The organism is Streptomyces sp. DS1-CR2 (genome assembly GCF_055760475.1).
This window is the reverse complement of record NZ_CM147085.1, coordinates 7,050,660-7,072,387: the sequence shown is the minus strand read 5'-3', so window position 1 is coordinate 7,072,387 and position 21,728 is coordinate 7,050,660. Positions and strand designations below refer to the sequence as shown.

The 21,728-nt window shown below is 70.7% G+C and carries 20 protein-coding genes; 5 read left to right on the top strand and 15 right to left on the bottom strand.

The window, feature by feature from the left end; translation table 11 throughout:
- Positions 1 to 14: 14 nt before the first annotated feature.
- The 6 genes from ACY0PA_RS33320 to ACY0PA_RS33295 all read right to left on the bottom strand — a co-directional run bounded on the left by ACY0PA_RS33320 (position 15) and on the right by ACY0PA_RS33295 (position 6,644).
- Positions 15 to 857 carry a nitrilase-related carbon-nitrogen hydrolase gene (locus tag ACY0PA_RS33320; RefSeq protein WP_100591491.1) on the bottom strand — a complete coding sequence of 281 codons (843 nt, stop codon included), beginning with the start codon at positions 855 to 857 and terminating at the stop codon, positions 15 to 17.
- Positions 858 to 959: 102 nt separating this feature from the next.
- Positions 960 to 2,504, bottom strand: coding sequence for a PucR family transcriptional regulator (locus tag ACY0PA_RS33315; protein WP_473081164.1), 1,545 nt, complete (start codon positions 2,502 to 2,504; stop codon positions 960 to 962).
- 54 nt (positions 2,505 to 2,558) lie between these two features.
- Positions 2,559 to 3,845 carry an aspartate aminotransferase family protein gene (locus tag ACY0PA_RS33310; RefSeq protein ID WP_473086506.1) on the bottom strand — a complete coding sequence of 429 codons (1,287 nt, stop codon included), beginning with the start codon at positions 3,843 to 3,845 and terminating at the stop codon, positions 2,559 to 2,561.
- A gap of 47 nt (positions 3,846 to 3,892) precedes the next feature.
- Complete coding sequence (locus ACY0PA_RS33305; protein WP_473081163.1) at positions 3,893 to 4,735, bottom strand: nitrilase-related carbon-nitrogen hydrolase; 843 nt, start codon at positions 4,733 to 4,735, stop codon at positions 3,893 to 3,895.
- Positions 4,736 to 4,909: 174 nt separating this feature from the next.
- Entirely contained in the window at positions 4,910 to 6,274 is a 1,365-nt protein-coding gene (locus tag ACY0PA_RS33300) for a hypothetical protein (protein WP_473086505.1), read from the bottom strand.
- Positions 6,275 to 6,392: 118 nt separating this feature from the next.
- Positions 6,393 to 6,644, bottom strand: coding sequence for a helix-turn-helix domain-containing protein (locus tag ACY0PA_RS33295; protein ID WP_454396648.1), 252 nt, complete (start codon positions 6,642 to 6,644; stop codon positions 6,393 to 6,395).
- 52 nt (positions 6,645 to 6,696) lie between these two features.
- Here ACY0PA_RS33295 and map point away from each other — a divergent pair, with 52 nt between their 5' ends.
- On the top strand, positions 6,697 to 7,464 hold the full coding sequence (gene map / locus ACY0PA_RS33290) for a type I methionyl aminopeptidase (protein WP_473081162.1): 768 nt from the start codon (positions 6,697 to 6,699) through the stop codon (positions 7,462 to 7,464).
- Positions 7,465 to 7,575: 111 nt separating this feature from the next.
- Here the strand turns inward: map and ggt are convergent, their stop codons facing one another.
- Positions 7,576 to 9,453 carry a gamma-glutamyltransferase gene (ggt, locus tag ACY0PA_RS33285; RefSeq protein WP_473081161.1) on the bottom strand — a complete coding sequence of 626 codons (1,878 nt, stop codon included), beginning with the start codon at positions 9,451 to 9,453 and terminating at the stop codon, positions 7,576 to 7,578.
- Positions 9,454 to 9,556: 103 nt separating this feature from the next.
- On the opposite strand from ggt, the gene ACY0PA_RS33280 reads away from it, so the two are divergent.
- Entirely contained in the window at positions 9,557 to 10,315 is a 759-nt protein-coding gene (locus ACY0PA_RS33280; RefSeq protein ID WP_473081160.1) for a hypothetical protein, read from the top strand.
- A 142-nt stretch (positions 10,316 to 10,457) separates the two neighbouring features.
- Positions 10,458 to 12,032: a CocE/NonD family hydrolase gene (locus tag ACY0PA_RS33275; protein WP_473081159.1), complete on the top strand. Its 1,575-nt coding sequence runs from the start codon at positions 10,458 to 10,460 to the stop codon at positions 12,030 to 12,032.
- A gap of 54 nt (positions 12,033 to 12,086) precedes the next feature.
- Here ACY0PA_RS33275 and ACY0PA_RS33270 read toward each other — a convergent pair whose 3' ends face one another.
- The 5 genes from ACY0PA_RS33270 to ACY0PA_RS33250 all read right to left on the bottom strand — a co-directional run bounded on the left by ACY0PA_RS33270 (position 12,087) and on the right by ACY0PA_RS33250 (position 15,833).
- Positions 12,087 to 12,956, bottom strand: coding sequence for an amino acid ABC transporter permease (locus ACY0PA_RS33270; protein WP_473081158.1), 870 nt, complete (start codon positions 12,954 to 12,956; stop codon positions 12,087 to 12,089).
- Entirely contained in the window at positions 12,953 to 13,597 is a 645-nt protein-coding gene (locus tag ACY0PA_RS33265) for an amino acid ABC transporter permease (protein WP_473081157.1), read from the bottom strand. The genes ACY0PA_RS33270 and ACY0PA_RS33265 overlap by 4 nt, the downstream gene beginning before the upstream one ends.
- A gap of 9 nt (positions 13,598 to 13,606) precedes the next feature.
- Positions 13,607 to 14,524, bottom strand: coding sequence for a glutamate ABC transporter substrate-binding protein (locus ACY0PA_RS33260; protein WP_473081156.1), 918 nt, complete (start codon positions 14,522 to 14,524; stop codon positions 13,607 to 13,609).
- A 17-nt stretch (positions 14,525 to 14,541) separates the two neighbouring features.
- Positions 14,542 to 15,285 (bottom strand): amino acid ABC transporter ATP-binding protein, encoded by a 744-nt coding sequence (locus tag ACY0PA_RS33255; protein WP_473081155.1) that lies wholly within the window; start codon positions 15,283 to 15,285, stop codon positions 14,542 to 14,544.
- 107 nt (positions 15,286 to 15,392) lie between these two features.
- Positions 15,393 to 15,833, bottom strand: a complete 441-nt coding sequence (locus ACY0PA_RS33250; RefSeq protein WP_473081154.1) for a DUF6278 family protein — start codon at positions 15,831 to 15,833, stop codon at positions 15,393 to 15,395.
- A 167-nt stretch (positions 15,834 to 16,000) separates the two neighbouring features.
- Here ACY0PA_RS33250 and ACY0PA_RS33245 point away from each other — a divergent pair, with 167 nt between their 5' ends.
- Positions 16,001 to 17,773: an SGNH/GDSL hydrolase family protein gene (locus ACY0PA_RS33245; protein WP_473081153.1), complete on the top strand. Its 1,773-nt coding sequence runs from the start codon at positions 16,001 to 16,003 to the stop codon at positions 17,771 to 17,773.
- A 34-nt stretch (positions 17,774 to 17,807) separates the two neighbouring features.
- On the opposite strand, the gene ACY0PA_RS33240 is transcribed toward ACY0PA_RS33245, so the two are convergent.
- Positions 17,808 to 18,587: an exodeoxyribonuclease III gene (locus tag ACY0PA_RS33240; RefSeq protein WP_473081152.1), complete on the bottom strand. Its 780-nt coding sequence runs from the start codon at positions 18,585 to 18,587 to the stop codon at positions 17,808 to 17,810.
- A 194-nt stretch (positions 18,588 to 18,781) separates the two neighbouring features.
- On the opposite strand from ACY0PA_RS33240, the gene ACY0PA_RS33235 reads away from it, so the two are divergent.
- Entirely contained in the window at positions 18,782 to 19,354 is a 573-nt protein-coding gene (locus tag ACY0PA_RS33235; RefSeq protein WP_473081151.1) for an isochorismatase family protein, read from the top strand.
- A gap of 26 nt (positions 19,355 to 19,380) precedes the next feature.
- On the opposite strand, the gene ACY0PA_RS33230 is transcribed toward ACY0PA_RS33235, so the two are convergent.
- Together ACY0PA_RS33230 and pcaDC are read right to left on the bottom strand one after the other, a co-directional pair.
- Entirely contained in the window at positions 19,381 to 20,016 is a 636-nt protein-coding gene (locus tag ACY0PA_RS33230) for an MBL fold metallo-hydrolase (protein WP_473081150.1), read from the bottom strand.
- Between the two features lie 54 nt (positions 20,017 to 20,070).
- A complete protein-coding gene (pcaDC, locus tag ACY0PA_RS33225) occupies positions 20,071 to 21,363 on the bottom strand; it encodes a bifunctional 3-oxoadipate enol-lactonase/4-carboxymuconolactone decarboxylase PcaDC (RefSeq protein WP_473081149.1) in 1,293 nt (430 codons plus the stop codon).
- Positions 21,364 to 21,728 lie beyond the last annotated feature (365 nt).

The window sequence follows — 21,728 nt, the reverse complement described above, 5'->3', positions numbered from 1 at the left end:
CGTGTCTACGCTGCCTACGGGTTGGTCAGCGGCGTGTACGCGCCCGGGGCGCGGTCGCGGTAGAACTGCCAGCGGTCGCGGACCTCGCGCAGCTTTGCCATGTCGAGGTCACGGACGACGAGTTCGGGCTCCTTGTCGCCCGCCACCTCCCCGACGAACTGGCCCTCCGGGTCGACGAAGTAGCTCGTCCCGTAGAAGTCGTTGTCGCCGTACTCCTCCTGGCCGACGCGGTTGATCGCGCCGACGAAGTACTCGTTCGCGACGGCGGACGCCGGCTGTTCCAGCTGCCACAGGTAGCCGGACAGGCCGCGCGAGGTCGCCGACGGGTTGAAGACGATCTGCGCGCCTTCGAGGCCGAGCGCGCGCCAGCCCTCGGGGAAGTGCCGGTCGTAGCAGATATAGACGCCGATCTTCCCGACGGCCGTGTCGAAGACGGGCCAGCCGGAGTTGCCCGGACGGAAGTAGAACTTCTCCCAGAATCCCTTCACTTGAGGGATGTGAGTCTTGCGGTACTTGCCGAGGTAGGTGCCGTCGGCGTCGATCACGGCGGCCGTGTTGTAGAGGACGCCGGGCTGCTCCTCCTCGTACATGGGCAGCACGAGGACGATGCCGTGCTCGGCGGCGAGCGCCTGGAAGCGTCGGACGGTGGGGCCGTCGGGGATCGCCTCGGCGTACTCGTAGAACTTCGCGTCCTGCACCTGGCAGAAGTACGGGCCGTAGAACAGCTCCTGGAAGCAGAGGACCTTCGCCCCCTGCGCGGCGGCGTCGCGGACGGCCTGCTCATGGACCTGGATCATGGACTCTTTGTCGCCCGTCCAGGCGGTCTGGAAGATCGCGGCGCGGATCACGGTGCTCATCGGGGACCTCCGGTCGCTCGGTGTGCCGTGAGCCTAGGAAGTCCGCGCCGTGTACCGGAGTTGCACCGTGTCACGTCTGGAGCCGTACGGCGTTCCACGCTGTCACCCTCTCTGCGCGTCGTGGGCGAGGAGGGCGATGTGGACGGACGCGGCCTGCTCGAAGTCGTCGAGGTCGAGCCCGAGGAGCGACTCGATGGCCTCCAGCCTGCGGTAGAGGGCGGGGCGGCTCATGTGGTGGAGCTGCGCCGTGCGCGACTTGTTGCGCCCGGTCGCGAGGTAGGTCCGCAGGACGGGCAGCAGGCCCGGGTCGTCGGCGTACAGGAGCCCGTCCAGCTCGCGTTCGGTGAAGGCCTGGACGTGCGGGTCGTCGCGCAGGAGCCGTACGAGGCCGCGCAGGCGTACGTCGCGCAGGCGCACGACGGGCGGGACGTCCGGGGTGCCGGCCGCGGCCTGGGCGATGTGCAGGGCCTCGCGCAGCCCGGCGGGCACGTCGTCCCAGGCGGTACACGGCTCGGCGGCCGCCACGACGACCGGCTCCCCCGCCCCTGCGCGCAGGCGGGCCGCGAAGTGTTCGGTGAGCGGTCCCGGGGCCTGGTCGCGGGCGAGGCTGAGCAGGACGGCGGTGGCCCCGTCCGCGAGTTCGGCGGCGAGTCCCGGCAGCCCCAACAGGCGCAGTGCGCGGTCGAGTTCGGCGGGGTCGCCGTCGCGGACGACGAGCGGGGCGAAGGTGCGGCGGTTGACGGGGAGGCCGGCGGCCCTGGCCCGGGGCAGGAGATGGCGGGCAGGTTCGACGCCGGAGACGAGGTCGGTGAGGATGCTCTGCGCGGACTGCTCCTCCCAGGTGCGGGCGGCGCCGCCGAGCATGCGGTGCAGGACGAGGGCCTCGGCGGCGCGTTCGGCGAGGAGCCGTCCGGTGGGGCCGTCGCCACGGTAGCCGCACAGCACGACGCTGCCCCAGCGTTCGCCGCGCCCGTCGAGGTCGGCGCGGTACCAGTCGGCGCCGTCGGCGCAGCCCGCCCGGCGCGCGATGCGTTCCCAGTCGCGCAGCACGTCGTCCACGGCGGACCGCTCACCGGCGGTGGCGAGGACACGGTGGGCGAGGTTGGCGACGACGACGGGGCAGCCGCTGTGCGCGGCGATCTCGTCGAGGAGCCGCTGGAGCGGGGCGCCCGCCGTGATGAGTCCGGTCAGCGCGGTGCGGATGCCCTCGGAGAGGCTGACCGCCGCGAACTTCCTTCTCACGAGCCGGGATTGGACCTCCTCCGTGAGTTCGGCGAAGGGGAACGGGCGGTGCAGGACGACCATCGGCAGGCCGTACCGCTCGGCCGCGCGCCGCATGTCCTCGGGCGGTGACGGGAAGGCACGGCCGAGCCCGAGGACGACGGCCGCCGCCTCGGCGCGGTGCAGGGACTTGATGTACTCGGTCCTGGCGTGGGCGTTCCCGGCGAGGAGGACGCCGGTGGTGAGGACCATCTCGCCGCCGCTGAGCATCACCCCGACGTCGGCGGCCTCGGCGACGTGCACCCAGCGCACGGGCCGGTCGAGATGACCGGCCCCCGCGACCACCTCGGGGTCCCCCGCCGCGATGCGCTCCAGGGCGAGTATCTGCCGTACGGACAGGGCGTGTTCGGCGTCGGTGACGGTCATCGGGGCCCCTTCCTTACCATCACTGCCTTCGGCCGGCAGACCCGCTGGTTCGGGCTAACAGACGCTGCGCAGGGCCCGTTCCAAAATGGCCGCGCCCTCTTCCGCCTCGGCGACGGTGAGGGTCATCGGCGGCGCGATGCGCAGCACGCTGGTGTTGTGCCCGCCGCCCTTGCCGACGAGGAGTCCGCCCTCGCGGGCCGCCTCGATCGCGCGCGACGCCGCGTCCGGGTCGGCCTCGTCCGTGCCGGGTTTCACCAGCTCGATGCCGATCATCAGGCCCCGGCCGCGCACTTCTCGTACGCACTCGGTGGTGGCGCCGACGGCCCGCAGCCGCTCGATGAGGAGGCCGCCGACGCGGCGGGCGTTGCCCTGGAGGTCGTGTTCGAGGAGGTAGATGAGGTTGGCGAGGCCGGCGGCCATCGTCACCGGTGAGCCGCCGAACGTCGAAATGGAGTTGGCGTCGAGGCAGTTCATGACCTCGGCGCGCGCGACGACGCCCCCGATGGACATGCCGTTCCCGATGCCCTTGGCGAAGGTGAGGATGTCGGGGGGACCGTTCTGCCCGTGCGCCTGCCAGCCCCAGAAGTGCTCGCCGGTGCGGCCCCAGCCGGTCTGCACCTCGTCGGCGATCCACAGGATGCCGTGCTCCTGGAGCACCTCGCGGAACGCCGCGTACAGGCCGTCGGGCGGCGAGGTGAACCCGCCGACGCCCTGGATGGGTTCGGCGATGAGCGCGGCGACGCCGCGGGTCTGGCCGAGGATGTCTCGCAGGTCGTCGACGCACGCCTCGATGAACTGGGCGTCGGTCAGCTGGGCGTACGGGCCCCGGCTGCGCACCCCGCCGTGGACGTACAGCGTCTGGAGCGGGGAGATGCTGGTCGGGGACCAGGCGCGGTTGCCGGTGATGCCGACGGCGGAGAAGGAACGGCCGTGGTAGCTGTTGCGCATCGCGAGGATCTGGTTCGAGCGGCGGTACGCGGTGGCGAGCAGCAACGCCGTGTCGTTGGCCTCGGTGCCGGAGGTGGTGAAGAAGACGCGGGCGTCCGGGATGCCGGACAACGAGGCGACGCGCTCGGCGAGTTCGACCATCTGCCGGTTGAGGTAGAGGGTCGAGGTGTGGATGATGCGTCCGGCCTGCTCGCTGACCGCCTTGGTCACCTCGGGCAGGGCGTGCGCGGTCATCGTCGTCAGGATGCCGCCGAAGAAGTCCAGGTACTTGTTCCCGGCGGCGTCCCAGACGTGGCGGCCCTCGCCGTGGGTGATCTCGATGGGGCGGTCGTAGTACAGGGCGAGCCAGTCCGGCAGGACGGCGCGGTGACGGGCGTGGAGATCGGGGGTCATCAAGGTCGCACGGGTCCCTTCGTCGGCTCCTTCACGAGTGACAGTGGTCATGGCTGCACCAGCCCTTCGTATGCGTCGGGCCGGCGGTCCCGGTAGAACGCCCACTGCTGGCGCACCTCGTCGATGAGGCCGAAGTCCAGGTCCCGTACGAGGAGTTCCTCGTCCTTGTCGCTCGCGGCGTCGCCCACGGTCTGCCCGCGGGGGTCGACGAAGTAGCTGGTGCCGTAGAAGTCGTTGTCGCCGTACTCCTCCACGCCGACGCGGTTGATCGCGGCGATGAAGTACTCGTTGGCGACGGCCGCGGCGGGCTGTTCCAGCTGCCACAGGTACCCCGACAGGCCGCGGCTCGTGGCGGACGGGTTGTACACGAGCTGAGCGCCGTTGAGCCCGAGCTGGCGCCAGCCCTCCGGGAAGTGCCGGTCGTAGCAGATGTAGACGCCGACGCGGCCGACGGCGGTCTCGAAGACGGGCCAGCCCAGGTTTCCCGGCTTGAAGTAGTACTTCTCCCAGAAGCCCTTGACCTGCGGGATGTGGTGCTTGCGGTACTTGCCGAGGTACGTGCCGTCGGCGTCGATCACGGCCGCGGTGTTGAAGTAGAACCCGGACTGCTCGACCTCGAAGACCGGTACGACGACGACCATTGCGGTCTCGCGGGCCAGCGCCTGCATCCGGGTCACCGTCGGCCCGTCCGGCACGGGTTCGGCCCACCGGTAGTGCTCGGCCTCCTGCACCTGGCAGAAGTAGGGGGCGTTGAAGACCTCCTGGAAACCGATGATCCGCGCGCCCTGCCGGGCGGCCTCCCGCGCATGTTCCTCATGCTTGGTGATCATGGATTCGGTGTCGCCCGTCCAGGTCGCCTGGATCAGCGCGGCGCGTACGACGTGGGCCATGTGCCGCTCCTTTGCCTGTTGCCCCCGCCGGGGGACGTCAGAGAGCCTCTACGCCCGTAGACACAGGCCGTAGAGGGACGAACGTAAGCCTCACCGGCGGGCTTGCCAAGACCATCGCCGTTAACCGGCGGAATCGATCATGTTTCGCACCCGTGCGGGTGAGGCGTGAGCGGACTACGCGGGGAACCCGGCGACCCTGAGGGCGTGCACGACGTCCCAGTACCGCTCGTCGGAGACTCCGCGCGCCGCCTCGACGAGCAGCGGGACGAGGCGGCCCGGGTCGTCGCCCACGCTGCGGGCGGCCTCTTCGGGGGTGCGTACACGGACGTAGGCGTCGAGGAGCGCGCGGGTCTCGCGGTGGCGGCCCTCGTCGGTGAGGCGGAGCACGGACGTGCCGATCTCGGTGGCGGGGCGGGCCACTCCCTGGCGCAGGATGTGCTGGGCGTCGGCGGTGCGTCCCGCGGCGGCGAGCGCGTCGGCGGCGCCCACGAGGAGGTCGGCCGGGAGCGAGGCGGTCTCCCAGAGCAGGGTCGCCCAGTCGGCGCCGAGGCCCGCGCGGCCCAACTCGGCGGCGAGCAGCGGGAATCGGGCGGCGGGCCAGTGGGCAGCCTCGACAAGTACGCCGTGCGCCTCCCCGCCGCGGCCCTCGGCGCGCAGCCGCAGGAGGGTGGCGACGCAGGCGGTGATGGCGTCGCGCGCCTCGCTGTCGAGGCGCTGCGGGGCGGGCGGTGCCGCCTCCTGCCCCTCGGCGGCCCCGGCGAACCGGGCGCCGCGCGGGCTCGCGGCGGAGTTCCGTGACGGGCCTTGAGCGGCTGGGGGTGTGGGGTCGACGGTCGGCTCGGTCGCACCAGCGACAGGGGCCTCGGCCTCGTCGAGCATCCCGGCGAAACGGGCGCTGCCACGGGGGCGGCGCTTGCGTTCCTTGGGCGGTTTGGAGCGTCCCGGGGGGTCGGGAGGTGCTGACTGCGGGCGCTGCTGCGGTACGGGGAGGGGTGACGGCGGTGGCGGAGGTGGCCGCCGGTCCAGGTCCGCCACCCTCCGGCGGAGCTCCGCGCAGCGGGCCGTCGCGCGTTCGTGGTCGTCGCGGGCCCAGGCCAGATCGAGGCGCATCGCCTCGGCATGTTCGCGCGTGGCGGCCGTGGGCAGGAGCTGGGCCAGCTCCACCTGCCGCTCAGCGGCGTACCGCTGCTCGCGGAGCATCACGTCGAGCCGGTCACCGAGCAGGTCGCGGCCGCCGGGCCGTGCGTCGAAGGCGTTGAGCGAGGCGCGATGCAGGGCTCGGGCCCGTACGGTCTCTGCCCCTACTCCTGCGTCCACCTCTGCCTCGTAGGACCCCCCGCCCCCGCCCAGATCCTGGAGCAGGGCCTCCACGACATCCCAGGGAGGCACCTCGGCGCCGGTGAGGCACGCCCGCATCCCGTCGGGGTCGCGCTGCCAGAAGATGCCGCACCAGCCGGCGTCCTGGTCGAGCCGGGCCAGGAGATCGCGCAGGTACACCGCGAACTCCCTGACCTGGTCAGGGAGTTGTTCCACTTCCATCACACGCCGCCCGATCCCTCCGCAGAGTGGAGTCTTCCGGTTCGGAAGAAAACACCCTCCGTGTTTCGAGGGCGCTACGGGCGCTTTTCCGGGGCGGCACCGTCCTCACTCGCCGCAGCTAGACAGTCACCAGCGAGCAACGCGCGACGATCTCGTCCATGGAGAGGCCGAGAGTCCGGGCGAGGGCCGCGACCGTGAAGAACGCGGGCGTGGGCGCCCGGCCGGTCTCGATCTTGCGGAGCGTCTCGGCGGACAGACCCGCGCTCGCGGCGACCTCCACCATGCTCCGCCCGCGCCGGGCCTCGCGCAGCAGGAGGCCGAGCCGCTCGCCGCGCTCGCGCTCTTCGGGTGTCAAGGGGGTTCGGACCATGCGTCCAGTCTACCGGCAGAACCCCCATTCAAATACCGGTATTGTAATTGGCATGGTGGAACTCAAGACGGACACATCGATCGACGAGATGCGGGAAGCGGGCCGGGTCGTGGCCCAGGCGCTCGCGGCGGTCCGCGAGAAGGCGGCCGTCGGGGTCTCGCTCCTGGAGCTGGACTCGGTGGCGCACGACGTCCTGCGCGCGGCCGACGCGGGCTCCCCGTTCCTCGGCTACCGCCCTTCGTTCGCCCCGACCCCCTTCCCCGCGGTCCTCTGCGCGTCGGTGAACGACGCGATCGTGCACGGCATCCCCGACGGGTACCGGCTGCGCGACGGCGACCTCCTCTCGGCCGACTTCGGCGCCGAGCTGGGCGGCTGGGCCGGCGACTCGGCGATCAGCTTCACGGTCGGCACGGCACGCCCCGAAGACCTGCACCTCATCGAGACGGCGGAGCGCGCGCTCGCGGCGGGCATCGCGGCGGCGGTCGTCGGCAACAGGATCGGGGACATCGCCCACGCAATCGGGAAGGTGTGCCGGGCGGAGGGGTACGGCATCCCGGACGGCTTCGGCGGGCACGGCATCGGCCGCAAGATGCACGAGGACCCGCCCGTCCCGAACGAGGGACGGGCGGGCCGGGGCATGCGCCTCAAACACGGCATGGTGCTCGCGATCGAGCCGATGGTGATCGCCGGCGGCATGGACGACTACTACGCGGCCCCGGACGGCTGGACCCTGCGCACGGGAGACGGCACCCGCGCCGCCCACGCCGAACACACGGTGGCGATCACGGACGCGGGACCGCGGATCCTTACGGCGCTCTGAGCCGGTCGCCCCGGCTCCGGCTCGAATACGCCAAGAGGCCCGCGTTTCCCGCCGGTTGACGTCGATCCCACGTCAGCCGACGGGACCACGGGCCCCTCACCGCACGTCTGGTCAGCCGCCGGAGGCGGGCCTCACCACCATCGCCGAGCCACCGCCGCGCCGCACCTTCTCGGCCGCGGCGAGCCACTTGCCGTTCTTCAGACGCTGCACGCCCGTCGCCGCGCCGATCTCGGGGTTCTGCTTGAAGACGTGGCCGAGCGCCTCCAGGCGCGCTCTCGCCGGTGAGCCCCACAGGCCCGGTTCGAGCTCCGTCGCCGCCGCGTTGCGCTGGCTGGCGCGGGGCGCCGCGATCGCGTCCACCAGGGGCAGCCCGCGGTCGACGAAGCCGGTCAGCGTCTGCAGGACGGTCGTGATGATCGTCGCGCCGCCGGGCGAACCGAGGGCCACCACCGGCTGGTTGTGCCGGTCAAGGACGATCGTCGGGGAGATCGACGAGCGCGGGCGCTTGCCGGGCCCCGGCAGGTTCGGGTCGTGGACCGCGGGGTTGGCCGGCGCGAACGAGAAGTCCGTGAGCTCGTTGTTGAGCAGGAAGCCGCGGCCCGGGACGGTGATGCCGCTGCCGCCCGTCGACTCGATCGTCAGCGTGTACGCGACGACGTTGCCCCACTTGTCGGCGGCCGTCAGATGGGTCGTGTTCTCGCCCTCGAAGGTCGTCGGGGCCGCCTTGTCGCCCGGCTCACCGCACTCGCCCGGGCGCCGCGGATCCCCCGGCGCCAGCGGGCTCGTCAGGACCGCGTCGTCCTTGATGAGGCACTCCCGCGAGTCGGCGAACCGCTGCGAGAGCAGCTCCTTCGCAGGGACGTCCTCGAAGCCGGGGTCGCCGACCCAGCGCCCGCGGTCCGCGAACGCGATCCGGCTCGCCTCGATGTAGCGGTGCAGATACTGCTCCTGCGTGGCCTTCGACAGGTCTGTGCGCTCAAGGATGTTGAGCGCCTCGCCGACGGTCGTACCGCCTGAGGACGACGGCGCCATCGAGTAGACGCCGAGCCCGCGGTACGAGGTCTTCGTCGGGGCCCGGAGCTTCGCCCCGTACGCCTCGAGGTCCTTGACGGACAGCTTGCCGGGCCGCGCGACCCGGCCCGACGCCGGGTCCACGGGCGGCTTGTTCACGGTGCGTACGACATCCTCGGCGATGTCGCCTCGGTAGAGGGCGCCGACGCCCTTGTGCGCCAACTCGTCGTAGGTGCGGGCGAGATCGGGGTTCTTGAACGTGGAGCCGACGACGGGTAGCGCGCCGCCCGGCAGAAACAGCTCGGCCGTGGCGGGGAAGTCCTTGAACCGCGCCTGGTTCGCCTCGGTCTGGGAGCGGAACGTGTCGTCGACCGTGAACCCGTCCCGTGCCAGCTTCTGCGCCGGCCGAAGCACCGAGCCGAGCCGCTCACTGCCCCAGGTGTCGAGCGCGGTCTGCCAGGTGGCGGGCGTGCCCGGTGTCCCGACGCTCAGGCCGCTCGTCACCGCGTCGTTGAAGGCGAGGGGCTTGCCGTTCTCCAGGAACAGACCCGAGTCGGCGGTGAGCGGGGCCGTCTCGCGGCCGTCGATCGTGTGCACCTTGCGGGTCTTCGCGTCGTAGTACACGAAGTAGCCGCCCCCGCCGACGCCCGCGGAGTACGGCTCGGTGACGCCGAGCGCCGCGGCCGTGGCGACGGCGGCGTCCACCGCGTTGCCGCCCTTGCGCAGGACCTCGATCCCGGCGGCGGACGCGTCCGCGTCGACGCTGGAGACCGCGCCGCCGTAGCCGACGGCGAGCGGCACCTTCTGCGCGGACGCGTGGGGCGAGTGGTTCGCGTCGGACGCCGGGGCCGCGGCGGCACCGACCGTCACCAGCGTGGCCGCGACAGCCAGCCCCGAGAGATTCCGAAGACTTCGCAGGCTCCGCGGCCTCCCCGGATACCCGGGATGCATCCGATTCCGCGCAACAGGACGTCTCATCCGTACCTCCAGTCAACAGCCGTCTGCGCAGCGTAACTTCAGTTCCGCGAGCCGTCAGGACCCCCTCGAACAAGGATCCGTCCGCCCGCTAGCATGCGCCCCCATGACTGAAGACGTGCGCAACATCGTCCTCGGCGTGATCGCAGCCGGGATCAGCGCCGCCCTTGGCTGGCTCGCCCGCACCTACTTGTGGAAGCGCAAACTCCGCCGCAGGCAGGCCTTCTTCGGGCTGCCCGACAACTCTGAGTCGCTCCTCGTGGTCAACCGCGACGCGGGCGGCCCCGAGCTGACGGTGAAGCGTCACGACGTCTTCGCCCTGCTCGAACTCTCGGCAATCATCAAGGACTGCGGGGCGCACGCGCAGGTCGTCGCACACGACACGACCCAGCAGGGCTTCGGGGAACGCACCGAGTTCTGCGTGGGCGGACCGGCGTCGAACCGCCGGATGGCCGCCCATATGCACAGTCTCCTGCCGGGCATCCGCGTCAACACAGCCCCGGAGCCCGGCCCCGACCGCGGCGCGTTCCAGATAGGCAGCGAGCGCTACCGCCTGGAGCCGGGGATCACTGAGTACGTGCTGCTCGCCCGGCTGACGGCGGGCCAGGGGCAGGGCTCGCGCCCGGTCTTCCTCTTCTGCGGCCAGCTGCCGGTCACCAACCAGGCGGCCACCCGCTATCTCGCCCGCCACCACGAGCGCCTGGCCCGTAAGCACGGCGGCAACGCGTTCGTGCTCCTTCTGAAGGTCGTCAACTCCCAGGCGTACGGCCCCGATGTGGTCGAGCTGGTCGGCGACGTCACCCGCGCCGCCCAGGCGCCGGCCCCCGCGGCCACGCCCCGCTCCTCCTCGCACCGGGCGACGTGACCCGCCCCTGACCTGGGGCGCGGCGACGCCGTTGAACAACAAAACATCGTTACCCGTACGTAACTTACCGACGGGTTACCTACGGTAAGACGCCACGGTTACCGTCGGGTCACTTTGCACTGACACGAGTGAGGAGTGACCCGTGGGACACCCGCGACACCCGCGCAGAGCGCTGCGTACGACCACTGTTGGTGCCGTGACCGCGACCCTGATCGCCGGGGCGGGGCTGGGCCTGGCCCCCGCCGCGCAGGCGGCGCCGGGGCCGGGCGTGCGCTTCGTCGACATCAGCGGCGCCGGCGGAACGGTCCTCAAGGCCAACGTCGTGGCCCCCTCCGACACCTCGCGCAGATACCCCGTCGTCGTGCTCCCCACGAGCTGGGCCGTGCCGCAGATCGAGTATCTCGCCCAGGCCAGGCAGCTCGCCGACTCCGGCTATGTCGTGGTGACTTACAACTCGCGCGGCTTCTGGCAGTCGGGCGGCGAGATCGAGGTCGGCGGCCCCGAGGACATCGAGGACGCCTCGAAGGTCATCGACTGGGCCCTCGCCAACACCCAGGCCGACCCTGGCAAGGTCGGCATGGCGGGCGTCTCCTACGGCGCGGGCATCAGCCTGCTCGCCGCGGGGCACGACAAGCGCATCAAGGCCGTGGCGGCGCTCAGCGGCTGGGGCGACCTGATCGACTCGATCTACTCCGGCCGCACCCAGCACTTCCAGGCCGCCGCCCTGCTCTCCGGCGCCGGCTATCTCACGGGCCGCCCGAGCCCCGAACTCCAGCAGGTCATGAAGGACTTCCTCGGCTCGAACCTGGCCAAGGAGGACGACATGATCGCGTGGGGCAGGAAACGCTCCCCCGAGACGTACATCGACAGCATCAACAAGAACGGCGCCGCCATCCTGCTCGGCAACGCCTGGGGCGACACCGTCTTCCCGCCCAACCAGTACGCGGACTTCTACGAGAAGCTCACCACGCCCAAGCGCCTGGAGTTCCGCCCCGGCGACCACGCCACGGCCGAGGCGACCGGACTGCTCGGGCTGCCCAACGACACGTGGCAGGACACGCACCGCTGGTTCGACCACTACCTCAAGGGGGACGCCAACGGCGTCGACCGCGAGCTCCCCGTCCGCATCAAGTCCCGCTCCACCGGCGCGTACGAGAGCTACCCCGACTGGAAGTCGGTCGGCGCGACGAAGAAGAAGATCGCCCTCGCGGGCACCACCACGATCCACACGAACGTCGACTCCGGGGCCAACGGCGGGCTCCTGGAACTGTCGAACATCCTCGACCAGTTCCTGCGGCTGCCCCCGACGGCCTCGGTGCCGCTGCTGCCGCGCCGCTGGGCGGGCGTGTGGCAGTCGGAGAAGTACACATCCGAACAGCATGTGCGCGGGACTGCGAAGCTGCACACCACGCTCACCCCGACCAAGGAGAGCGGAACCCTCGTCGCGTACCTGTACGACGTGGGCCCGCTCGGCCTCGGCAAGCTGGTCAGCAACGCGCCGTACACCTTCCACGGCAAGACACCCGGTGCTCCGTTCGGCGTGGACCTGGAGTTGTTCTCCACGGCCTACGACGTCCCGGCAGGGCACCGGCTCGCCCTGGTCGTCGACACGGTCGACCCGCTCTATATCGAGCACAACCCGACCGGCGCGCAGCTGACCTTCTCCTCGCCGAAGAACGACCCGTCATACGTGTCGATCCCCCTGCGCGAGCAGTGATCTCCGGCTGCTGCCGGGCGGGCATGGCCCTGTGGTCTGTGCAAGGAGCCCCTGCTACTGCACCCCCGGCAGCAGCGTCCCCGGTTCGGCCGGGGCGACTTCGGCCGCCTCGACCTTGGGGTTGCGCCGCTGGCGCTTGGACACCCACTGGGCGAACCACGAAAGGAGCATGCACATCCCGATGTAGATCGGAGAGATCACCATCACCACGGGGATGAAGGGCAAATCGTAGTCGAGGTTCGAGGCGATGAGCTTCCCCGCGTGGAGGAACTCCTCGTAGGTGATGAGAAAGCCGAGCGACGTGTCCTTCAGGGCGACCACCAGCTGACTGATGATGGCGGGCAGCATGGCGCGTACCGCCTGTGGCACGAGGACGTGCGTCATGACCTGGGTCTTGCGCATGCCGAGCGCGAACGCGGCCTCGCCCTGGCCGCGTTCGACGGAGATGACGCCGGAGCGGAAGACCTCGGCGAGCACCGAGCCGTTGTAGAGGGTGAGCCCGGCGACGAGGGCGGGCAGCGGCTGGACCTTCAGCGCCACGAAGATGAAGAAGATCATCACCAGGACGGGCATGGCGCGGAAGAACTCCACGACGAGGGTGGCGAGCCAGCGAACCGGCCGGTGGTCGGACACGCGCCCCACCGCGAGCACGGCCCCGAGCACGAGCGAGAGCGCGGCGGCGATGGCGAACGCCTTCAGCGTGTTGCCGAGCCCCCGCAGGAGCAGCTTCTGGATGCCCTTGTACTCGAACGGCATCCACTTCGTGTAGGTGAACTGGTCGGTGTCGAACAGGAGGTAGAAGATCCAGGCGAGCAGCCCGAGCACGATCAGCGTGGAGAGCACCCCGTACAGCCGGTGCCGTCGCTCGGTCTTCGGTCCCGGTACGTCGTAGAGGGCGGTGGCGTCGTGGGCAAGAGCCTTCATCGGGGAACTCCCCAGCGCTTCTCGAGCACGTTGAAGATCGCGCTGATGGTGAGGGTGATGATCAGGTAGCCGACGGCGATCCAGAAGAACGTCCAGATGATGCTGTAGCCCAGTTCACTGAGGGTCTTGTAGGTGCCGAGCAGCTCGGTGACGCTGAACGCGCCGGCGATCGCCGAGTTCTTGGCGAGGGCGATGAGGGTCGAGCCGATGGGTGGGATGACGGACTTGAAGGCCTGCGGGAGCACGACCAGCGACAGCGTCTGGGCGAACGTCATGCCGAGGCTGCGGGCCGCCTCGCCCTGCCCCCTGGGGACGGTGTTGATGCCGGAACGCAGGGCCTCGCAGATGAAGGCGGAGGTGTAGCAGCCGAGCGCGAGGATTGCGAACACTTTGAAGGGCAGCACGAGTCCGAAGCGCGGCAGGCCGAGCAGCACCGCGAAGAACAGCAGGGTCAGCGGGGTGTTGCGCAGGATGTTGACCCACACCGTGCCGAAGACACGGAAGGATCCGACGGGCGCGACCCGGAACGACGCCATCACGAAGCCGAGGACGAGCGCGAGGATCGAGGAGTAGACGGTCAGTTCGACCGTCCCGAGGAACCCCTTGGCGAAAGTGGAGAAATTGCTGGTCAGTACATCCACGAGGCCTCCTCAGCTCGCCGGGTAGCGGTCGATGGGGGGCGGGGTGGGCGCGGGCACGCCGGATTGGCCGAGCGTCGCTTCGAAGGCCCTCTTCCAGTCGCCGTTCTTCTCGCGGGCCTCCAAAGCGTCGTTGAGCGCCATCCGCAGCGCGTTGTCGCTGCGCCGCACACCGATGCCGTACGGCTCCTCGGAGAACGGCTTGCCCACGACCCTGAGTTGGTCGGGCACCTTCGCCGCGAAGCCGATCAGGATCGCGTCGTCGGTGGTGACGGCGTCGACCTGGTAGGTGAGCAGGTTGTCGACGCAGACCGAGTACGTGTCGTACGCGACGAGCGTCGCCTTCGGGTAGTCGGTCTTGATGCGCTGGTAGGGGGTCGAACCGCTCGCCGAGCAGACGCGTTTGCCGGCCAGGTCCTGCGGGCCGTGGATGTCGTTCTCGTCCTTGCGTACCAACAGGTCCTGACCCGCCAGGAAGTACGGGCCCGCGAAGCCGACGAGCTTCTTGCGCATGGCGTTGATGGTGTAGGTGCCGACGTAGTAGTCGATCTGACCGTTCTGCAGGGCGGTTTCGCGGTTGGCCGAGGCGATCGTCTTGAAGTGGATGGTCTTCGGGGGGAAGCCGAGCGAGGCGGACATCATCTTGGCGATCTCGACGTCGAAGCCTGAGAAGAGGCCGGTCGCCGGGTCCCTCTCCCCCAGGTACGGCTGGTCCTCCTTGGCGCCGACGATGAAGTAGCCGCGTTTCTTGGCGCGCTCCCAGGTGGGCGAGGAGGACAGTCGGAAGTCTTTCGCCACTTGGTAGGTGGGCAGCTTGTCGGGGGCCGGGCCCTTGGTCGGCGGACTGCCCTCCTTGCCGCAGGCCGCCGCGGCCAGGGCGGTGAGGGCGAGGGCGGCGACGGCGCGGAACACACGTGTCTTGCACAGCATGGATCGGTCCGCCCCCGTCAGTGCTTGAGGATCTTGGAAAGGAAGTCCTTGGCCCGCTCGCTGCGCGGGTTGGTGAAGAAGTCCTCGGGGGTGCGGTCCTCGACGATGCGGCCGTCGGCCATGAACACGACGCGGTTGGCGGCGGAGCGGGCGAAGCCCATCTCGTGGGTGACCACGACCATGGTCATGCCGTCGCGGGCGAGCTGTCGCATCACCTCAAGGACCTCGTTGATCATCTCCGGGTCGAGGGCCGAGGTCGGCTCGTCGAAGAGGAGGGCCTTGGGGTCCATGGCGAGGGCGCGGGCGATGGCCACGCGCTGCTGCTGGCCGCCGGAGAGCTGGGCGGGGTATTTGGCGGCCTGTGAGGCGAGCCCCACCCGGTCGAGGAGTTCTTGGGAGCGCTTGTCGGCCTCGTCCCGCTTGCGGCCCCTGACCTTTATCTGGGCGAGGGAGACGTTCTGCAGGACCGTCTTGTGCGCGAAGAGGTTGAAGGACTGGAAGACCATCCCCACCTCGGCCCTCAGATGGGCGAGGGCCTTGCCCTCCTCCGGAAGCGGTTGTCCGTCGAGCCGGATGTTCCCCGACTGGATCGTCTCGAGCCTGTTGATCGCCCGGCAGAGCGTCGACTTTCCCGACCCCGAGGGGCCGATGACCACCACCACCTCCCCCTTGCCGACCGTGAGGTTGATGTCCTGGAGGACATGCAGCTCCCCGTAGTACTTGTTGACGTCACGCAGCTCGATCAACGGATCGACGGCCATGGCAAGACCTGCCCACTCTCAGCTGTGTCGGTCCGCGCAAACTACCTACGTCAATTTGGGACTTGACCGGCGACACGCACGTATGGCCATTAACCGTATTTGCGGTCCTACGTCTCCGAGGCCTCGGCGTAGAACTGCGACAGCTCGGGCGCCCCGCTGGTCGCCCATTCGTGGCCCGCGGCGACGACGTCGACCTCGCGGCCGGAGGGCAGCCGCACCACCGGCTGCCCGCTGGGCCAGATCACCCACGCCGCCTCCGGCACCTGGCGGACGAGGACCGTACCGAGGTACAGGCCCGCGTCGTTGCCGAGCCACGGCAGCGCTTCCTCGTCCTCGCGCCAGCGCGGCACCAGTTGGTCGAGCGCCTCCAACGACGCGACGGAGTCGTCCAGTTCGACCCCGGCCTCGTGTGCCTGCGAGCGCAGCAGCTCGCACTCGGAGAGAAGTTCGGCGATCCCCTCAGCCCCGCCGTCACCCTCGGTGAAGACGGCCACGCCGAAGGCGGAACCGTGCTTCCTGCGCCAGTTGTCCAAGAAAGGGATGTTCATACCGTTCACCCTGACATCCCCGCAGGCTGTCGCACCACAGGGCGCGCTGAGCTCCGTTACGGAGAGTTCGGGCCACGTTCGCACGCGGCTCATTGACGCGGACCTGTCTCCTCTTTAGCTTCATGGCTCACCTGTCACGTCTCACCCACAAGCGGAGGGAGTCGGTCATGCGCCGACGCGTCTGGGGAACGGCAGCTGTACTGGCGCTCTTTACGGGCTTCGCCCCCACCGCCCTCGCGCAGGCCGCCCCGCACAGACCCGGGCCGCTCCCTCTGGAGCGGCTCTTCGACAACAGGGCGGTCAGCGCCGACGACCGGGCCGGGGAGGCCGACTTCGACGGCTCGGGCAGCTCGCTGTCCGTCGGTGACCTGTCGGCGGCAGGCTGGACTCCCGGGCGCATCTTGGGTGTTGAGGGCGCCCGCCTCACCTGGCCGCGCACGGCGGCGACCGGGCCCGACAACGTGCGCGCTGACGGCCAGCCCGTCCGCGTGCACGGCCGGGGCGACGCGCTCGCCTTCCTGGTGGCCGGAACGGGCGGCGACGCGGCCGGTGGCGGCACCGTGCGCTACCGGGACGGCTCGCGCTCCACGTACCGCCTCACCGCGCCCGACTGGCGCACGGGCCCGCTCGCCACCAAGTCCGTGGCGCTGCCCCACCGCAACACACCCGGCGGTCAACTCGCCGAGCGGACACGGCTGTACGTCGTCACGGTGCCGGTCGCCAAGGGCCGTGAGATCGCCTCCGTGGACCTGCCCCGGGACCCGGGCACCCCCGATCTGCATGTCTTCGCCCTGTCGGTGCGCTCACCCGCGCCGGGGTGGACCGGCACCTGGTCGGCGTCCACCGCCGGATACGCGGCCGTGGGCCCCTGGGCGGACCGCACGGTGCGGCTCGTCGTGCACACCAGCGTGGGCGGGCCGCGCGTGCGGATCCGGCTCGACAACACGTTCGCGTCGGCACCGGTGCGGGTCGGGAGCGCGACGGTGGCCGTGCAGGACGCGGGCGCCGGGGCCACGGGCAAGCCGGTGCCGCTGACGTTCCGGGGCGCGGCGGGTACGGAGATCCCCGCGGGGGCGCAGGCGTTCAGCGACCCGGTGGGCTTCGATGTGCCGGCCGGCGCGAATCTGCTGGTCAGCTTCCATCTTCCAGAGGCGGTCGCCACGGCGCCGGTGCACAGCCAGGCGATCCAGCGCTCGTACGTGAGCCTGCCGGGCGATCACGCGGCGGAGGCCTCAGCGGCCTCGTACACGTCGACGATCACCTACTGGCCGCTGCTCACCGGTGTCGACGTGAGCGGCGGGCCCGGGTCGGTCGTTCTGCTCGGCGACTCCATCACGGACGGCGTGAAGTCGACGCCGGACGCGAACCACCGCTGGCCCGACGTGCTCTCCACCCGGCTGCGCGAGCAGGACACGGTGCCGCACTACGGAGTCCTGAACCAGGGGATCTCGGCGAACCGGGTGACGGGCGACCGCTATCCCGGGGACGGCGTCTCCACCGACACGGGCGGTGTGAGCGCGCTGCACCGCCTCGACCGTGACGTGCTGTCGCAGACGTCGGCGCGCACGGTCGTCGTCTTCCAGGGCGTCAACGACGTACGGGCCGGCTTCAGCGGGGCCCAGGTCGTCGCCGGGCTACGGGAGATCGCGGCGCGCGCCCACGCGCGGGGCCTGCGCGTGGTCGGGGCGACGGTCACTCCGTGCGAGGGCGAGACGCTGTGCACAGCCACGGCGGACCGGGAGCGGGAGGTCGTCAACGCGTATGTGCGGGACAGCGGGGGCGACTTCGACGCGGTGCTCGACTTCGACGCCGTGGTGCGCGATCCGGCGCATCCCGCGCGGATACGGCCCGAGTACGACAGCGGAGATCATCTGCACCCGGGGGACGCGGGGCTCGACGCGATGGCCCGGGCGGTGGATCTGGGGGCGCTGAAGCCGTAGAGCTCCGGGCCGGCCCCCTCGGATCGCAGACGTCCTAGACCTCCAGGTCCACGACCACCGGGGCATGGTCCGAGGCGCCCTTGCCCTTGCGCTCCTCGCGGTCCACGTACGAGTCCTTCACGGCCCCCGCGAACTCCGCGTTCCCGTAGACGAGGTCGATGCGCATGCCGCGGTTCTTGGGGAAGCCGAGCTGGCGGTAGTCCCAGTATGTGAAGGGGTGGTCGTACTTCAGGGGCCGCGGGACCACGTCGGACAGGCCCGTCTCACGGAGCGCGGCGAGCGCGGCGCGCTCCCCCGGGGTGACGTGCGTGGCGCCGTCGAAGAGGGAGATGTCCCAGACGTCGTCGTCCGTCGGCGCGACGTTGTAGTCGCCCATCACGGCGAACGGGCGGGAGCCCCCCGCGTCGCCCGCGACGGCCGCCCTGAGCGCCTCGAACCACTGGAGCTTGTACGCGTAGTGCGGGTGGTCCACCTCGCGGCCGTTCGGCACGTATACCGACCAGACACGCGCCGGGCCGCACGTGGCGGAGATCGCGCGGGGCTCGTGGGCGCCTTCGTAACCGGGGTCGCCGGGCAGGCCGGTCACGACGTCCTCCAGGCCGACGCGGGAGATCAGCGCCACGCCGTTCCACCGCCCGGTCGCGTTCACCGCGGACTCGTAGCCCAGCTCGCGCAGCTCGTCCGCGGGGAACTGCTCGGCCGTGCACTTGGTCTCCTGGACGCACAGCACGTCCGTCCCGGTGTTCTCCAGCCAGGCGAGGAGCCTGGGCAGCCGGGCGGTGATCGAGTTCACATTCCAGGTAGCAATCCGCATGCCCACAACCTACCGGGCGGGTACGACAACGCCTGCCGAACCCGGGGCGGCCGCCGACGGGGCGCGATGGGCAGCACGCGACAGTCAGGCGATAGGCAGGCGATAGGCAGGCGATAGGCAGGCTACCTTGCAAGTTTCCCTGCTTGAAAGTTAGCCTGCCGAAGCATCTCCCCCGGATCCGCAAGGAGCCCTCCATGCCCGCCAGCACCCTCGACGAGCGCACCGCCCTCGTCCTCATCGACCTCCAGAACGGCATCCTCGGCCTGCCGACCGTCCACCCCGCCGACGGAGTCCTGAAGAACGGGGCCACGCTCGCGGCCGCCTTCCGCGCCAGGGGCCTGCCCGTTGTGCGGGTCCGCGTCGCCTGGTCCCCCGACGGCGGCGACCTGCCGGTGAGCCGGTCGGCCGCCCCCGGGCTCACCCAGGCGCCGCCCGCAGCGTTCTCCGAGTTCCCGGACGAGCTGGGCCCGCTCGGCGACGACATCGTGATCACCAAGCGGCACTGGGGCGCGTTCACGGGGACGGAGCTGGACCTCCAGCTGCGCCGCCGCGGAGTGACGCAGATCGTGCTCGCGGGGATCTCGTCCTCGATCGGCGTCGAGTCCACCGCCCGCTCCGCCTTCGAGCTGAGCTACCACCTCACGGTGGTCGAGGACGCGACGACCGACACGGACGCCGCGTCCCACGAGCACAGCTTCGGCAAGATCTTCCCGCGGATCGCGGAACTCGCCACGACCGAAGAGATCGTCGAACTCCTCGGCCGGTAACGGGACTTCACAGCCCGCGAGGGTGCTCAGAGCGTCGCGTACTCCTCCGGCGTCAGCCGCAGGTGGTCCGTCCCGCCGAGCGCCCCGATCTGCCCTTCGTAGATGGGCCAGGCCAGGTCGGTCAGCAGCGCGTCATGGATGTCGTACGCGCGCTGCGGGCCGACCTCGCGGAGGTAGTCGATGACCTCGGCGATCTTGTTCCAGGGGGCCATCACGGGCACGAGGAGCGTCTCGACGGGCTGGTCGGGGACGGTGAACGCGTCGCCGGGGTGGAAGACGCGGCCGTGGTCGATCAGATAGCCGACGTTCGTGATGCGGGGGATGTCCGGGTGGATGACGGCGTGCAGTTCGCCGTGGACCTGGATGTCGAAACCGGCCGCCTCGAACGTGTCGCCGTGCCCGACCGTGTGCACCCGGCCCGGGAACGCCGTCGAGATCTTGTCGGCCACGGACTTCAGGGTCCAGATCTCGGTGGCCGGGTCGGCTTCGAGGGCCACCCGCAGCCGCGCCTCGTTGAAGTGGTCCGGGTGCTCGTGCGTCACGAGGATCGCCTCGGCGCCGACAGCCGCGTCCTCCTCGCAGAAGCCGCCCGGGTCGATGACGAGCGTCCGCCCGTCCTTCTCCAGGCGGACGCAGGCATGGATCTTCTTCGTGAGCTTCATAGGAACCATCCTGCGCTCCCGGCCCGCGTCCGGCCCGCCCCGGCACCCGGTCGTCTACTCCTGCGGCGTGGTCTCCTCGCGGATCACGGCCTGGGCCACCTTGAACGCCGAGTTCGCCGCGGGCACGCCGCAGTACACGGCGGCCTGGAGCAGCACTTCCTTGATCTCGTCGGCGGTGAGGCCGTTGCGCAGGGCGGCGCGGGTGTGGAAGGCCAGCTCTTCGAGGTGGCCGCCGGCGACGAGCGCGGTGAGCGTGACGCAGCTGCGCATGCGGCGGTCGAGGCCGGGCCGGCTCCAGATCTCGCCCCACGCGTAGCGGGTGAGGAACTCCTGGAAGTCGCCGGAGAAGGCATCCGCCGAGGCCAGCGCCCGGTCGACATGCGCGTCGCCGAGCACCTCGCGGCGCACCTTGAGACCCACGTCGTGCCGGTCGGGCCGGACCTCCGCCTCGGGCTGGGCCTCCGTGGGCCCGATCTCCGCCACGGGGGCGACCGGCGGGGGCGGCGGCGCGAGGACGGGCTTGACGGGGGCGGCGGGGATCGCGTGCTGCCCCGTCTCGTACGCGGGCTGCCAGGCGGTGGAGAAGTGCCGTACGAGGAGGTCCGTGACGGCGGCGGGCTGCTCGACCGGGGCGAGGTGCGAGGCGGCGGGCACGACGGCGAGCCGCGCGTCCGGTATGCCCGCGACGAGTGTGCGCGCCTGGGCGGGGCCCGTCACCTGGTCGTCGGAGCCGACAAGGACGAGCGTGGGGACGCCGATGGAGCCGAGCTCGGCCCGTACGTCGAAGGACGCGAGCGCCTCGCAGGCGGCGATGTAGCAGCCCGGGTCGGTGGTGCGCACCATCTGCACGGCCCAGTCGGTGATCGCGGGCTGGGCGGCCGCGAAGCCGCTGGTGAACCAGTGCTCCGGGGACGTGCGGGCGATGGGGTCGAGGCCGTTGCTGCGGACGATCACGCCGCGCTGGCGGAACTCGTCGGCGGTGCCGAAGCGGGGCGAGGCCGCGATCAGCGCGAGGGAGGCCACGCGCTGGGGGTGGCGCAGCGCCAGCTCCGCGCCGATGGCGCCGCCCAGGGAGCAGCCCGCGTAGCCGAAGCGCTGCACGCCGAGTCCGTCGAGCGTGGCCAGGAGCCGCGCGGCGAGGTCGGCGACGGAACCGGCCGGGTGGGCGGGGGCGCCACCGTGCCCGGGCAGGTCGAAACGGAACACCCGCCACTGCCGGGCGAGCTCGGGTACCTGCCGGTCCCACATGTGCCATGTGGTACCCAGTGAGGGAGCCAAGATCAGGACTGGTGCGTCTTCTGGCCCGTCAAAGCGGTACTGCAGGGTCTTCATCGGTGTCTCACTCACCTGCCTGACCCTCTCATCTGTCGCGACAGCCCCTATTACCGGGGGTCCGGCTGTGGCGGTTTGACCAGGTGGAAGACCTCTCGGGTCACCTCGGTTCAACACTTCCTGGCTCACTTCGGCAGATCGCGGGAAGCCGTCGGCCGTGACGTCGGCGGCAAGCGCGGTCGCCGCCATGGAGAACACCACAGCGGCGTGGATATCCCGACGCTAGCCGTGCCAGCCCTTGCGGGGCGACGACGGGCCTGCAGAGCAGGAGGTGTACTCGGCGTGATCGAAGCGCACATGGTTGATCTGGATATGTCCATTCCCCTTCTGGTCCGCAAACGTGTCGCGTTGCCGATACCGGGCCGCGTCAGGTGGTCAGA